Raw genomic sequence first — 13,252 nt, forward strand, 5'->3', positions numbered from 1 at the left:
TTGCTTACTTTCTTTGCAGCAGCAAAGAAAGTGAGTGCCGCCCCGCACAGGGGCAGTGCTAATAGACCGACACGAAATCAGGCTTCCACACAAACGCAAGCGAACAGAACAGAACCGAACCGAACCGAAACAAGGAGCAAACAAAGAGATGAAGAAGATCATCAACAACCCTGAAGCCTTCGTCGATGAAATCATCGAATCCCTGCTGATAGCGCATCCAAAATGGATCAAACCCGCGACAGAAGACAAACGCGCACTCGTCCGCGCTGACGCCCCGACGCAAGGCCGCGTAGGCATCGTCACCGGCGGTGGCTCGGGCCACATGCCCGGCTTCCTCGGCTACGTAGGCGAGGGCCTATGCGCCGGCGTGGCAGTAGGCAACGTCTTCTCATCGCCATCATCGGAACAGATATTCGAAGCGACGAAAGCAGTCAACGGCGATGCAGGCGTGCTCTACGTCTACGGCAACTACGGCGGCGACGTGCTCAACTTCGATCTCGCCGCGGACCTCGCGGAAGCCGAAGGCATCGACATCAAAACGGTCGTGCTGACCGACGATGTCGCCTCCGCACCGAAAGACCGCGCCGCCGACCGACGCGGCGTCGCCGGCATGGTCTTCGCATTCAAATGCGCTGGCGCCGCAGCAGAACGCGGCGATTCGCTCGACGACGTCGCGCGCATCTGCGCCAAGGCCAACGCGAATTGCCGCACGATGGGCGTCGGCCTCTCGCCGACCATCCTGCCCGCCGCAGGCAAACCGACGTTCACGCTGCCCGAAGGCGAGATGGAAATCGGCATCGGCATACACGGCGAACCCGGCACGCATCGCGGCAAGCTCGAATCCGCCGATGCCATCGCCGAGCGCATCACGAAGCAGATCGTCGGCGATCTCGCCGCGCCGAAAGGCTCGCGCGTCGCGTTGCTCGTCAACGGCCTCGGCGCGACGCCGCTCGAAGAGCTCTATCTGCTGTACCGGCATTCGGCGAAACTCATCGCCGATGAAGGGCTGAAAATCGCGCGCTCGTATGTCGGCGAATACGTGACGAGTCTCGAGATGGCGGGCGCATCGATCACGATCATGCTGCTCGACGACGAACTCGAGGCGCTGCTCGAAGCGCCCGCGCGTTCGCCGTTCTTCCGCGACGGCACCGAATCCTGAAAGGAGCGTGCAATGAGTGTGACGAGCAAGGAACTGCGGGACATCCTCACGCGCGCGCTGAACGCGCTTCCCGCACACGCCGATGAACTGCGCGATCTCGACGCGGCGCTCGGCGATGGCGATCTCGGCATCACGGTGCAGGCGGGATCGACGGCAGTCGTGAAAGCGTTGAACGCATTGCCCGACGAGGCGTCGTTGAACGACATCATGCTGGCCGCGGCCAAGGCATTCTCGACGGCGAATCCGTCGACGTTCGCGGCGCTCGTCGGCGGCGGATTGATCGCAGCGGCGAAGACGGTGAAGGACAAGGACGCGATCGGCCGCGACGATGCGCTTGCGATCGGTCAGGCGGTGGCGGCGCGCATCATCGAACGCGGCAAGAGTCAGGTCGGCGACAAGACCGTGCTCGATGCGCTCGTGCCGAGTCTCGATGTGCTGGCCGCATCGCAAGGCAGCGCGACGGACACACTCGATGCCATGGTCGCCAAGGCACGCGAGCAGGTCAGCGCGACTGCCACGATGCAGTCGAAGAAGGGCCGCGCGGCATGGGTGCAGGAGCGCAGCATCGGGCACGCGGATCCCGGTGCGACGGCTTATGTCAGGTTTCTAGAGGCGTTGAGAGATGCGGTCGGGGGATGAATGCCGCCCTAGCGTGATAACGTTCGTGCCGCGGCCTTAACTTCGTCTAATGTAGCCGCGGCGAGCCAATGACAATAGCCACCCAAGGTTGTTCGATCAATGTGCCCCAGTTCGATCGTTCCATATTTTCCCGCTCGAAAGTCGTGCTTCGACCAATAACTGTCCGTGTGCCACGCGTGAATGTGCAGGACATCGCTTGCAATTTTTCGATCTCCCGAGGTGAAGTGATCAAGTAAGCCAAGCGAACAGCGTTGCGGATACGTGAGGCGCAGGGCAAGTTCGCCAGCGTACATGGTCAAAACCTGCTTGCTCCAGCCCGGCCACTCGCCCGTAAAGTCGGCGAACTCTTCTTGCAGAAGACGTTCGCAATTTTCCATCTGAGAAGCCAAAAAGTTCAGCACCATTTCCGTAGGGCCGAGAACCGACGCGCCCACGTTGTGCGTGCCGTTATGCGGGAACCCCCATCGCTCACTGCATTCGGCTAGTTTTCGACGGACCGACTCCGCATAAGCATATGCGCCGAATCCGAGGCAAAGACCTGATGGCTCAAACTCGACTAACGCAGAAGTCACAAACGTGTCGCAATCTGTTTTGAGGATGTATTCGTACTCACGACAGAGGTCGAATACAGCGGGGCTGACTAGATTTGCTACCGAATTGATGAACTTATAGTCCGACCACGTGGCATGCTCGTCCGCGAAGGGTAGCGCCGTGATGTATCGAATTCGATCGTTTGAAGGAAGTTTCTTCAGGGCGTCAGGGTGGCAGACGGCGATGAGATCACACGTCGCAGTTGCACCCGAGAAGATCAAGCTTTTGTACAGCCACGAGAATTCCTCGAGCATTGTGGCAGCATTGTCTACGTAGACGAGTATGCCGGTGCGGTGGTTTTTCACGTATTTCCCCTGCCATAAATATTACGGATGCCGAAGTGTACCATTCGTGATCTGACCGCCGCATGAAAGCTTGACATCGATCATTCTTGTTTCGTTACTCTTCTCCTTTTGTAAAAAACTCATTCGCAACAATCGACGCCGTGCGAATCGATATCTAAGCTTACTCGCGTCTGTCGTCTTGTTGAGGCGGACGCTCAATATGCACATCTAGATACAAAAGGATAATAACCATGTCTTGCATTTTCTTTGTCGGTCTGCGCGACGATGAAATGGTTGAGTATGATTCGACTTTCAACGTTTGGAACGGTCGTTGGGGCCTCAACAACCAAGGCGGTGACCCAGTCACGATCGACGCAAACGATGGTGCTATCGCCATAAAGACAAAGGGTTTGTACCGCGTCTCCGGCCTGATCACTGGAATCGCGGCTCCATCGACAGGCGATAACGACCTGGTTCGCGCGTATATCAACCTCCCGCCGGATCAATTGGAGCGAGATCCAAGCTATCCGGATCCTTATTACTTCGGATCGCAAACGAAGAACGTCGGCGGAAGAACGACGCTGCCTTTCTCGGGTCATCTCGTCTTGACGACCTGGCCCAAGTTCACGTTCTACGTCAGCAAGAACTTCAGATCGCTTTCGACGAACCTATTGTTCGAATACGTTCAGCAATGATTGCATGAACCTGACGCGTCCTATACGAATGTTTCATCGAAAGACAGCCGTTAGGATTGCAATGATTCATTGACCGCGCTGAAACCCCCCGCCCCCAAGGCATCATATGGGGGGCTTCACGTCTCTACCGGCGCGCTCCAATCAGGTGAAAACGGGCTGCGTCCTCGCGGCCAACGCCTTCACGCTCGCTTCCTCTGCACCACGACCTCACGCTCGCGCTTGCCCGCCGGCACCACCTTCAACTTCTTGCGCGTAAGAGCGAGCGCTTCGGCCTTCGTTGCGACGCACGGCCCTGAGCCGAGCAAAGGCTGACGCGCCGTCTCGCGCAACGCGAGCACGGACACCACGCCAATCACGGATGCCGCCATCAGGTAATACGCGGGCATCATCAGATTGCCGGTCGCATCGACGAGCCACGCCGTGACGAGCGGCGTCGTGCCGCCGAAGAGCGACACGGATACGTTGAAACCGATGGCGAGCGCGCCATAACGAATGCGCGTCGGAAAGAGCGCGGGCAGCGATGAAGGCATCACGCCGGTGAAGGTCGATAGCAGCGCGCCGAGTATCAGCAAGCCGAGAAACACCGGAAGCATCGCGCCCGTTTGAACGAGCAGCAACGCGGGAATCGACAGCGCGAAAAGCCCGATGCAGCCGATCATCATCACCGGCTTGCGGCCGATGAGATCGGAGAGATGGCCCGCGAAGAGCGTCATCGGGATCATCAGCATCATCACGAGCAACACGAGAAACAGGCCGTGCGTTTCATCGAAGTGCAGCGTCGCCGAAAGAAAGCTCGGCAGATACGACAGCGCCATATAGTCGGTAACGTTGAAGATCAGCACGAGGCCGACGCATTGCATCATCGGCTTGAATTGCCGCGACAGCAGTTCGGCCAACGATTGTTTCGGTCGCGACCGTTCATGCGCCTCGCGCGTCTCGGCTTCCTTCTTGAACGCGGGCGTCTCTTCGAGCTTCATGCGGATATACAAGCCGACCAGCCCGAGCGGACCCGCGATCATGAACGGCACGCGCCATCCCCATGAAAGCAGCGCGTCGTGCGGGAGCAGGGCGGTCAGCAACGCAACCGTGCCCGCGCCGAGGATATAGCCCGCGAGCGTGCCGACCTCCAGAAAGCTGCCATAGAAGCCGCGCCGCGCATCGGTCGAGAACTCAGCGATGAACGTCGCCGCGCCGCCGTATTCGCCGCCCGTCGAGAAGCCTTGCACGAGACGCGCGACGAGCAGGAGAACGGGCGCGAGAATGCCGATCGAGTGATAGCTCGGAATCAGGCCGATGCAGAACGTGCCGACGGCCATCATGATCATCGTCATTGCGAGCACGCGCTGGCGGCCGATCCTGTCGCCGAGCGGCCCGAAGACCATCCCGCCGACAGGACGCACGAGAAACGCAGCGGCGAACGTGCCGAAGGTCGCGATCAACTGCGCGGACGGACTGCTCGACGGAAAAAATACTTTCCCCAGCACGACGGCGATATAGCTATACACGCCAAAGTCGAACCATTCCATGGCGTTGCCGAGCGCCATCGCGCCGACGGCACGTTTCAGCAAGGCATGGTCGACTACCGTGATATCGCCCAGCGTGAGATGCGGCGACGTTTTGCTTCGGGCGTTGCGCTCGTGCGAGAGGCTCAATTGTCTCACTCCTGATTTCGCGGCGAACGCGAGGGACTGCGTTGCGTTCGCGCGGAAGGCCGCCGATGGGGCGCGGGGCCCTCGGCACGATGAATGATCAGAGTGTGCGGGTCGCGGCGCGTGCATGCCTTCGCTCACGCGTCCTTGAATCGGCAGAAAACGACACTCGCATCATGGCAATGTCGGATTGCATCGCACACGCGACGCGCAAGCGTTGGCCTCGGTCCGACAGGAGCGCCTTGACGCGATCATCGCTCAACGCGCCAATCCCTTTACGCGCAACGCTCACAGCGATTCAGCGCGTCATTGGCACGAGCCATGCGTTTGATGAAGCGGGCGCGATGCCGCCGGCACGATGATTTCATTCCGGGAACCGTGTCGACGGATCGCGCCTCTTTTTATCGACGGATTCACGGGGTTGCCATGAAAGCGGAGACCATCGCCGTTCTTCTCGCCGCGAGCGCGGCGTCGTCGGCCGTGCCTGCGTTCGCGCACGATTGCGGCGCGGCGAACATGCAGTGCGAAAGCGCGGTGAAGCATGTATCGCACAAGGAGAACAGCGCGCGGGCGGTTCACGGGATGCGCGCGAAGAGCACCGGACACGAAATGCCCGACGCTGCCAAGACGCCGCCAATCGAACACGAGCAGCACGACAGCATCGATGCGTGGTATCGCGGTGGCTGATCGCTCAATCGAACGTGATGCCGTCGAAACGATGTCCGCCGAGCGGGCTGATCAGATAGCCATGCACGCGTTTCGATATCGGCTGGAAGATGTTGGCGTGCGCGAGCGGCGTGTACGGCACCTGATCCTTGAACACCACTTGCGCTTCTTCATAGAGCTTCGTGCGCGCGTTCTGATCGGTGACGAGACGCGCTTTCGCGAGCAGATCGTCGAACTGCCTGTTGCACCACTTCGCCATGTTGCTGCCGTGAACCGCGTCGCAACCGAGCGTCGTGCCGAGCCAGTTGTCGGGATCGCCGTTGTCGCCGAGCCAGCCGTAAAGAATCGCGTCGTGCTCGCCGTTCGTCTTCGCGCGCTTGTTGTACTCGGCCCATTCGTAAGTGACGATGTTCGCCTTCACGCCGATCTTCGCCCAGTCCGATTGAATCAGTTGCGCCATCAGACGCGCGTTCGGGTTATAGCCGCGCTGCACCGGCATCGCCCATAGCGTGATCGTGAAGCCGTTTGGAAAGCCCGCTTCCTTCAGCAGTTCCTTCGCCTTCGCGGGGTCGCGCGGTGCGTCCTTCAGCGCCTTGTTATACGACCATTGCGACGGCGGCATCGGATTCGTCGCGATGGTCGCTGCGCCTTCGTAGACCGTCTTGATGATCGCCTGCTTGTCGATCGCCATGTCGAGCGCGCGGCGCACGTTCACGTTATCGAGCGGCTTGTGCGTCGTGTTGTAGCCCACATACGCGACGTTGAAGCCGACGCCCGACAGCACCGTGAGCTTCGGATCCTGCCTCGCTGCGGCAATGTCGGCGGGACGCGGAAACGACGTCACCTGGCATTCTCCGCTCGATAGCTTCTGCTGACGCACGGCGGCATCGGGCGTGATCGAGAAAACCAGCTTGTCGATATGCACGTCCTTGCGGTTCCAGTAAGTCGGATTGGCGTCGTAGCGGATCGTCGCGTCCTTCTGATAGTCGCGGAACACGAACGCGCCCGTGCCCACTGGCTTCTGATTGAGGTCTTCCGGCTTGCCCTGCTTCAGCAGTTGCGTGGCATATTCCGCCGATACGATCGATGCGAACTCCATCGCGATGTTGCGCACGAACACGACATCAGGCGTCTTCAACGTGAAGCGCACGGTGTAGTCGTCGAGCTTGTCGACGGATGCAATGTTCTTGTCGTAGCCGAGATCGGTCAGATACGGGAAGCTGACGGGATTCGCCTTCTGAAACGGCTCGTTCGGATCGATCATGCGCTTGAACGTGAATACGACATCGTCCGCGTCGAAGTCGCGCGTCGGCTTGAACCAGGCGGTCGACTGAAACTTCACGCCGCGCCGAAGATGAAACGTGAAGGTCTTCGCATCCGCGGACTCATCCCACTTCTCGGCGAGACCCGGCACGAGATCGAGCGTGCCGCGCTTGAATTCGACGAGCTGATCGTAGACCGCATGCGCGCCCGCATCGAAGTCGGTGCTCGTCGTGTATTGCGCGGAATCGAAACCGGCGGGGCTGCCTTCGGAACAGAACACGAGCGTCTTGTTCGCCGCCGATGCGGCTTGCGACGTCAATGCGAATGCGGCAAAGAGGGAAACGGCAAGGAGTCGATGCGTCAGAACCATTTTTCTTGTTTGCTCGGAAGAGTGGGCAAGCCGCCTCGCGGCGGGCGTGAGCCATACTCTACCAAGCAAACGTTTTTCGAGCTTGCTACATCGAGCGCAACGCGAAGCGCTTGAGCTTGCCCGTCTCGGTGCGCGGCAACGCCGTTAGAAACGTCACGATGCGCGGATACTTGTAAGGCGCGACAGTGCGCTTGACGAACGCCTGCAATTCAGCGATGAGCGCATCGTCGCCGGTGAAACCGGGATTGAGCACGACGAACGCCTTTACCACTTGCCCGCGCGTTTCATCGGGCACGCCGATCACGCCGCATTCCGCCACCGCTTCATGCTGCATCAGCACGCTTTCCACTTCCGGCCCGGAGATGTTGTAGCCCGCCGATACGATCATGTCGTCGGCGCGCGCCTGATAGAACACGTAACCGTCATCATCGATCACGACGGAATCGCCGGGCAAGTTCCAGCCGTCGCGCACGAATTTCGACTGACGTTCATCGGCGAGATAGCGGCAACCCGTCGGGCCGCGCACCGCGAGCTTGCCGATGGTTCCGGGCGGCACCGGCTGCATCGCATCGTCGACGGCCTGCACGATATAGCCCGGCACCGCGCGTCCGATCGCGTGCTCGCGCACGTCCGCACCCGCCGACGAAACGAAGATATGAATCATCTCCGTGCCGCCGATGCCGTCGATCATTTCGATGCCGCTCGCTTCGCGCCATGACGCGCGCGTGGAATCGGGCAACGCTTCGCCCGCCGACACGGTCTTCTTCAGGCTCGACACATCGAAGCCTTCGATGAGCGGCGCCATCTGCCGATAGAACGTCGGCGCAGTGAACATGATCGTCGCGCGAAAGCGCTGCACGGTTTGCAGGAGCGTTTCGGGCGTGAGCTTTTCGAGCAGGATCGTCGACGCGCCCACGCGCAATGGAAAGCACAGCAGGCCGCCGAGGCCGAACGTGAACGCGAGCGGCGGCGTGCCGCAGAACACATCGTCGGCCGTGGGCTTCAGGATGTGTCGCGGGAACAGATCGCACATCGCAAGGACGTCGCGATGAAAGTGCATGCAGCCTTTCGGCGCGCCGGTCGTGCCGCTCGTGAATGCGATGAGGCACACGTCGTCGGCGGCGGTGTCGCAGGCATCGAAATGATCGGGCTTGCTTCGAGCCAGCGATTCGAGCGACGCGGGTGCATCGTCGTGAAACGTCAGCACTTGCGCGAGCGCTTCGCAATGGAAGTCGTCGCCTTTCGTCGTGCAGCGCTGCAGTTCTTCCATGAGACGCACATCGCATAGCGCCGCCGATATCCGCGCCTTCTCGATGATCTGCTTCAGTTCTTTCGCGCGCAGCAGCGGCATCGTCGGCACGACGACGAGACCGGCCTTCAGCGCCGCGAAGAACGCGACGGCCATCTGCAACGTATTCGGCCCGCGCAACAACACGCGATTGCCCGGACGCAAACCCATTTCATCGACGAGCACATGCGCGCTGCGATTCACGAGCGTGCGCAACTCGCGATACGTCGTTGCGTGCGGCTCGCCGTTCGCATCGGACCAGATTGCCGTGCGATCGCCATGTCCGCTTTCGATCGCGCGATCCAGCAACTCGGTCGCGCAATTCACGCGCGCCGGATAAGCGACGTCCGCATTGTCGAGCATGAGCACCGGCCATTGTTCCTGCGGCGGCAGATGATCGCGCGCGAAAGTATCGATGTGTGCCGAGCGTTCCATCGTGTCCTCCGCTTAGTCGGGGATAACAGCCGTGGCTTCGATCTCCACCAGCGCATCGTCTTCGATGAGCGCGACGACTTGCACCGCACTCATCGCGATGTCGTAATCGCCGATCAGCTCGCGGAATGCCGCGCCGATTTCCTTCGCCGCCGCGAGATACGCGCGCTTGTCGGTCACGTACCACGTCATGCGAACGAGATGCTCCGGCTTGCCGCCCGCTTCGCGCAGCACGGCCACGATATTGCGCAGCGCCTGCGCGGCCTGAGCGCCGAATGCGTTGCTGACGAAGCGCGCCTCTTCGTCCCAGCCGATCTGCCCCGCGATGAACACCTGCGTGCCGCGCACCGCGACGCCGTTCGCGTAACCGCGCGGCTTGATCCAGTCCGAAGGCTGAAGGGTCTTTTTCATGAGCGTGATTCCTCTTGAAGTGCGCGGCTCGTGCCCGGCGCGAACCGTTCGATCGCGAGGGCGATGTCGCCGGGAATGGCGATCGAGCGGCCATCGTCGAGCGATGTCGTCACGAGGACCTGCTTCGCGCGAAAGCGCACTTCGCCGTCGCAATGACAGACGATGTCGATGCGGATCGAGCGCTGTCCGACGGAATCGACCGCGAGCGACAGCGTCACCGTTTCGCCCATGCGGCTCGGTCGCGAGAACTCGCAATTGAGCTTGACGATGGGAAGTCCGACGCGGCGCCGCGAGATCATGTGCGCGTAGTCGATGCCGAGCGCATCGTCGAACCAGTCTTCGACGAGCATGTTCGTCATCACCAGGTATTGCGGAAAGTACACGATGCCCGCCGGATCGCAGTGCGCGAAGCGGATTCGCATCGGCATGTCGAAGCGTTGTGTCATCGTTGATGTGCTCCGTGCGCCTTGAGCAAGTCGCGTCCGACGATCAACTGCTGCACTTCCGTCGCGCCTTCATAGATGCGCAGCGCGCGTATCTCGCGATACAGCGATTCGACCGCCGTACCGCTCTTCACGCCGAGGCCGCCCCACAACTGCACGGCTGCATCGATGACCTGTTGCGCGCCTTCGCTCGCGTGCCATTTCGCCATCGCGGCTTCGCGCGTCACGCTCTCGCCCTGATCGCGCAGCCACGCGGCGCGATACACGAGCAGCGCGCTCGTGTCGATGGTCAACGCCATCTGCGCGAGCTTCGCCTGCGTGAGCTGAAAGTCGCCGAGCGTCTGGCCGAACATCTTGCGCGATGCGGCGCGTTCGAGCCCTTCCTGCATCGCGTGACGCGCGAAGCCGAGCGATGCCGCCGCCACCGACGTGCGGAAGATATCGAGCGTGCGCATCGCGATCTTGAAGCCTTCGCCCGCGGCGCCCAGCATCTGACTGCGCGGCACGCGCGCGTTCTCGAAGTGCAGGCGCGCGAGCGGATGCGGCGCGATCACGTCGATGCGTTCGGCGATCTGCAAGCCGGGCGTATCCGCATCGACGATGAACGCGCTGATGCCGCGCGAGCCCGGCGCTTCGCCTGTGCGCGCGAACACGACATGGAAGTCCGCGATGCCGCCGTTCGATATCCACGTCTTGTCGCCGTTCAGCACGTAGGCGTCGCCATGGGCGCGCGCATCGAGCGACATCGCCGCGACATCCGATCCCGCTTCCGGTTCCGACAACGCGAACGCCGCCAATGCAGTGCCGTTCGCGACGCGCGGCAAATAGCGCTCTTTCTGCGCATCGCTGCCGGCGAGCGATATGGCGCCCGAGCCGAGCCCTTGCATCGCGAAGGCGAAGTCCGCGAGGCTGTCGTGTTTCGCGAGCGTTTCGCGCAGCAGGCACACGGCGCGCGTGTCGATCGTATCGTTCGATGCGCCGTATCGGGTGCCGCCGATGCAGTGCCTGAGCCATCCCGCATCGCCGAGCATGCGCACGAGGCGCTTGCAGGCCGCGTCGGTATCGGCGTGATCGACATGCTTCAGATGCTCGTTCGCCCATGCATCGGCATCGCGTGCGAGTTCGCGATGTCTCTCATCGAAGAAGGGCCATGCGAGCGCGCTGTGTGGATCGGCGTTCATTCAGTCTCCTTCGAACACGGGACGCGTCTTCCCCGCGAACGCGCGATAGGCGCGCTCGAAATCGCGCGTGCTCATGCAGATGGCTTGCGCCTGCGCTTCCGATTCGATCGCTTCGTCGATGCTCATGCTCCATTCCTGATGCAGCATCTTCTTCGTGATGCCGTGCGCGAAGGTCGGCCCGGCGACGAGTTCGGACGCGAGCTTCGCGGCTTCGTCGAGCAAGGTTTCGGGTGCGCAAAGGCGGTTGTAGAAGCCCCAGTGATAGCCTTCTTCGCCGCTTGCCGAGCGGCCCGTGAAGAGCAATTCGGCAGCGCGTCCCTGACCGATGATGCGCGGCAGAATCGAACACGCGCCCATGTCGCAACCCGCGAGACCGACGCGCGCAAAGAGAAATGCGAGCTTGCTGCGCGCGGTGCCGAGACGCATGTCGGACGCCATCGCGAGGATCGCGCCCGCGCCCGCGCAGACGCCATCGACGGCGGCTATGATCGGCTGCGGGCAATGACGCATCGCCTTGACGAGATCGCCCGTCATGCGTGTGAAGAGCAATAGCTCGGGCATCGGTAGATCGATCAGCGGTGCGATGATTTCATGCACGTCGCCGCCGGAGCAGAAGTTGTCGCCCGCGCCGTGGATCACGACGGCTTTCACATCGGTCGCATAGGCGAGTTGCCGAAACAGATCGCGCAACTCCGCATACGATCCGAACGTCAGCGGGTTCTTGCGTTCGGGCCGGTTCAGCATGATCGTCGCGACATCGTTCGTGACGGACCATCCGAAGTGCGTCGCGCGATAGTCCGCGAGCGTTACGCGATTGCCGGCGAGAAGCGCATCGGCGCTCGATGAGCTCATCTGTGTCTCCTTAGTCCTTCAGCGTCTTCAGCAGATGCTGCTTCAGCTTGCCGAGCCGCTGATGCGTCTGCGATTTTTCGTTCAGTTCGAGACCGCCGAACATTTCGACGACCCATTGCTCATGCGCGGTCGCCATCTTGTCGAACGCGGCGCGGCCTTGCGGCGTGAGACGCACGCTCGTCGAACGGCGATCGTTCGGATCGGCATAACGCGATACCAGTCCTTCTTTTTCGAGCTGATCCGTGATGCCCGTCACATTGCCGCCGGTGACCATCATGCGGCGCGATAGCTCGGTCATCTTCAGGCCCTCGGGATGACGTTCGAGTTGCGCCATCAGGTCGAAGCGCGGCAAGGTCGTATCGAACTCGGTGCGCAGGCGCTTGCGCAGTTCGGCTTGCACGAGGTTCGTCGTGGTCAGCATGCGCAGCCATAAGCGCAGTCCCATGTGGCTGTCGGCGCCGGTGCTCATCTCGAGATCGACGACGTTGTCCGCCGGTTTCTCCACGCCCTTGCGCGGCGCTTTCTGCTCGGTTGCGGCGTTCGTCTTCTTGTTGCCTGCGATGTTGCTCACGTTACTTCTCCACCTGATACGGATATCGACTGGCCGTTCATCGCATCGGAACCGGGCGCGCACAGCCATAGCACGGCGTTGGCGACTTCTTCCGGCTGCACGAAACGGCGTTGCGGGTTGTTGCGCACGAGCGCATCGCGTGCGTCCTGTTCGCTGCGCGCGGTCTTCGACATGATCTGATCGAGCGATGCGCGCAGCAGCTCGGTTTCGGTATAACCGGGGCATACCGCGTTGACGGTTATGCCCTTCGTCGCGACTTCGAGAGCGAGCGCGCGCGTGAGACCGATGACGCCATGCTTCGCTGCGCAATACGCCGCGACATACGCATAACCGATCTGTCCCGCCGTGCTCGCGACATTCACGATGCGGCCAAAGCCACGCTCCAGCATCGACGGCAACACGGCGCGCGTGCAGAAGAACACGCCGGTGAGATTGACGTCGATCATGCGTTGCCACAGTGCCGCATCGGTTTGCGTGAAAGGCGCGGCTTGCGCGTGGCCTGCGTTGTTCACGAGGATATCGGCCGGACCGGCGCGCGAGAAGGCTTCGGCGACGGCGGCTTCATTCGTCACATCGACGCGTATGCACGCGACGTCGGCGTAATCGCGCATCGCGTCGCGCTGCGCTTCGAGGCGCGCGAGATCGCGGCCCATCAGCGTGATGCGTGCGCCGGCATGCGCGAGCGCCTCTGCGCACGATGCGCCGATGCCGCTGCCACCGCCTGTCACGACCGCGTGTTTGTCGGCGAGAGTCGTCAT

The 13,252-nt window shown here is 61.6% G+C and carries 14 protein-coding genes; 4 read left to right on the top strand and 10 right to left on the bottom strand.

Annotated features, from left to right (window positions below; all coding sequences use genetic code 11):
• Positions 1-148 precede the first annotated feature (148 nt).
• The gene (locus NCT05_RS26095; protein WP_008347470.1) at positions 149-1,159 is read left to right on the top strand and encodes a dihydroxyacetone kinase subunit DhaK; all 1,011 of its coding nucleotides are present in this window, start codon (positions 149-151) and stop codon (positions 1,157-1,159) included.
• Positions 1,160-1,171: 12 nt separating this feature from the next.
• The gene (locus NCT05_RS26100; RefSeq protein ID WP_250503536.1) at positions 1,172-1,798 is read left to right on the top strand and encodes a DAK2 domain-containing protein; all 627 of its coding nucleotides are present in this window, start codon (positions 1,172-1,174) and stop codon (positions 1,796-1,798) included.
• A gap of 8 nt (positions 1,799-1,806) precedes the next feature.
• Here NCT05_RS26100 and NCT05_RS26105 read toward each other — a convergent pair whose 3' ends face one another.
• On the bottom strand, positions 1,807-2,694 hold the full coding sequence (locus tag NCT05_RS26105) for a DUF7164 domain-containing protein (RefSeq protein WP_250503537.1): 888 nt from the start codon (positions 2,692-2,694) through the stop codon (positions 1,807-1,809).
• Between the two features lie 230 nt (positions 2,695-2,924).
• On the opposite strand from NCT05_RS26105, the gene NCT05_RS26110 reads away from it, so the two are divergent.
• On the top strand, positions 2,925-3,368 hold the full coding sequence (locus NCT05_RS26110) for a hypothetical protein (RefSeq protein WP_250503538.1): 444 nt from the start codon (positions 2,925-2,927) through the stop codon (positions 3,366-3,368).
• Between the two features lie 179 nt (positions 3,369-3,547).
• On the opposite strand, the gene proP is transcribed toward NCT05_RS26110, so the two are convergent.
• A complete protein-coding gene (gene proP, locus NCT05_RS26115) occupies positions 3,548-5,020 on the bottom strand; it encodes a glycine betaine/L-proline transporter ProP (protein WP_175980499.1) in 1,473 nt (490 codons plus the stop codon).
• A gap of 423 nt (positions 5,021-5,443) precedes the next feature.
• On the opposite strand from proP, the gene NCT05_RS26120 reads away from it, so the two are divergent.
• On the top strand, positions 5,444-5,704 hold the full coding sequence (locus NCT05_RS26120; RefSeq protein ID WP_175980500.1) for a hypothetical protein: 261 nt from the start codon (positions 5,444-5,446) through the stop codon (positions 5,702-5,704).
• A gap of 4 nt (positions 5,705-5,708) precedes the next feature.
• Here the strand turns inward: NCT05_RS26120 and NCT05_RS26125 are convergent, their stop codons facing one another.
• The 8 genes from NCT05_RS26125 to NCT05_RS26160 form a co-directional block, all read right to left on the bottom strand.
• The gene (locus NCT05_RS26125; RefSeq protein ID WP_250503539.1) at positions 5,709-7,316 is read right to left on the bottom strand and encodes an ABC transporter substrate-binding protein; all 1,608 of its coding nucleotides are present in this window, start codon (positions 7,314-7,316) and stop codon (positions 5,709-5,711) included.
• A gap of 85 nt (positions 7,317-7,401) precedes the next feature.
• Positions 7,402-9,039, bottom strand: a complete 1,638-nt coding sequence (locus tag NCT05_RS26130) for an AMP-binding protein (RefSeq protein ID WP_250458536.1) — start codon at positions 9,037-9,039, stop codon at positions 7,402-7,404.
• A 12-nt stretch (positions 9,040-9,051) separates the two neighbouring features.
• Positions 9,052-9,447, bottom strand: coding sequence for a RidA family protein (locus NCT05_RS26135; protein WP_008347482.1), 396 nt, complete (start codon positions 9,445-9,447; stop codon positions 9,052-9,054).
• The gene (locus NCT05_RS26140; protein WP_008347484.1) at positions 9,444-9,893 is read right to left on the bottom strand and encodes an acyl-CoA thioesterase; all 450 of its coding nucleotides are present in this window, start codon (positions 9,891-9,893) and stop codon (positions 9,444-9,446) included. Before NCT05_RS26140 ends, NCT05_RS26135 begins: the two co-directional genes overlap by 4 nt.
• A complete protein-coding gene (locus NCT05_RS26145; protein WP_250503540.1) occupies positions 9,890-11,071 on the bottom strand; it encodes an acyl-CoA dehydrogenase family protein in 1,182 nt (393 codons plus the stop codon). Before NCT05_RS26145 ends, NCT05_RS26140 begins: the two co-directional genes overlap by 4 nt.
• Positions 11,072-11,923 (bottom strand): enoyl-CoA hydratase family protein, encoded by an 852-nt coding sequence (locus NCT05_RS26150; RefSeq protein WP_008347487.1) that lies wholly within the window; start codon positions 11,921-11,923, stop codon positions 11,072-11,074.
• A 10-nt stretch (positions 11,924-11,933) separates the two neighbouring features.
• Positions 11,934-12,494 (bottom strand): MarR family winged helix-turn-helix transcriptional regulator, encoded by a 561-nt coding sequence (locus NCT05_RS26155; protein WP_008347489.1) that lies wholly within the window; start codon positions 12,492-12,494, stop codon positions 11,934-11,936.
• Positions 12,491-13,252 (bottom strand): SDR family NAD(P)-dependent oxidoreductase, encoded by a 762-nt coding sequence (locus NCT05_RS26160; protein ID WP_008347491.1) that lies wholly within the window; start codon positions 13,250-13,252, stop codon positions 12,491-12,493. Before NCT05_RS26160 ends, NCT05_RS26155 begins: the two co-directional genes overlap by 4 nt.

The sequence above is a fragment of the Caballeronia sp. AZ7_KS35 genome (assembly GCF_023631045.1).
Taxonomy (GTDB): domain Bacteria; phylum Pseudomonadota; class Gammaproteobacteria; order Burkholderiales; family Burkholderiaceae; genus Caballeronia; species Caballeronia zhejiangensis.

Excerpts from the sequence above, each read along its gene's own strand:
- NCT05_RS26135 (WP_008347482.1), bottom strand. The coding sequence starts at position 9,447 with ATGAAAAAGACCCTTCAGCCTTCGGACTGGATCAAGCCGCGCGGTTAC.
- NCT05_RS26160 (WP_008347491.1), bottom strand. The coding sequence starts at position 13,252 with ATGACGACTCTCGCCGACAAACACGCGGTCGTGACAGGCGGTGGCAGC.
- NCT05_RS26140 (WP_008347484.1), bottom strand. The coding sequence starts at position 9,893 with ATGACACAACGCTTCGACATGCCGATGCGAATCCGCTTCGCGCACTGC.
- NCT05_RS26145 (WP_250503540.1), bottom strand. The coding sequence starts at position 11,071 with ATGAACGCCGATCCACACAGCGCGCTCGCATGGCCCTTCTTCGATGAG.
- NCT05_RS26120 (WP_175980500.1), top strand. The coding sequence starts at position 5,444 with ATGAAAGCGGAGACCATCGCCGTTCTTCTCGCCGCGAGCGCGGCGTCG.
- NCT05_RS26125 (WP_250503539.1), bottom strand. The coding sequence starts at position 7,316 with ATGGTTCTGACGCATCGACTCCTTGCCGTTTCCCTCTTTGCCGCATTC.
- NCT05_RS26130 (WP_250458536.1), bottom strand. The coding sequence starts at position 9,039 with ATGGAACGCTCGGCACACATCGATACTTTCGCGCGCGATCATCTGCCG.
- NCT05_RS26110 (WP_250503538.1), top strand. The coding sequence starts at position 2,925 with ATGTCTTGCATTTTCTTTGTCGGTCTGCGCGACGATGAAATGGTTGAG.
- NCT05_RS26095 (WP_008347470.1), top strand. The coding sequence starts at position 149 with ATGAAGAAGATCATCAACAACCCTGAAGCCTTCGTCGATGAAATCATC.
- NCT05_RS26150 (WP_008347487.1), bottom strand. The coding sequence starts at position 11,923 with ATGAGCTCATCGAGCGCCGATGCGCTTCTCGCCGGCAATCGCGTAACG.
- NCT05_RS26100 (WP_250503536.1), top strand. The coding sequence starts at position 1,172 with ATGAGTGTGACGAGCAAGGAACTGCGGGACATCCTCACGCGCGCGCTG.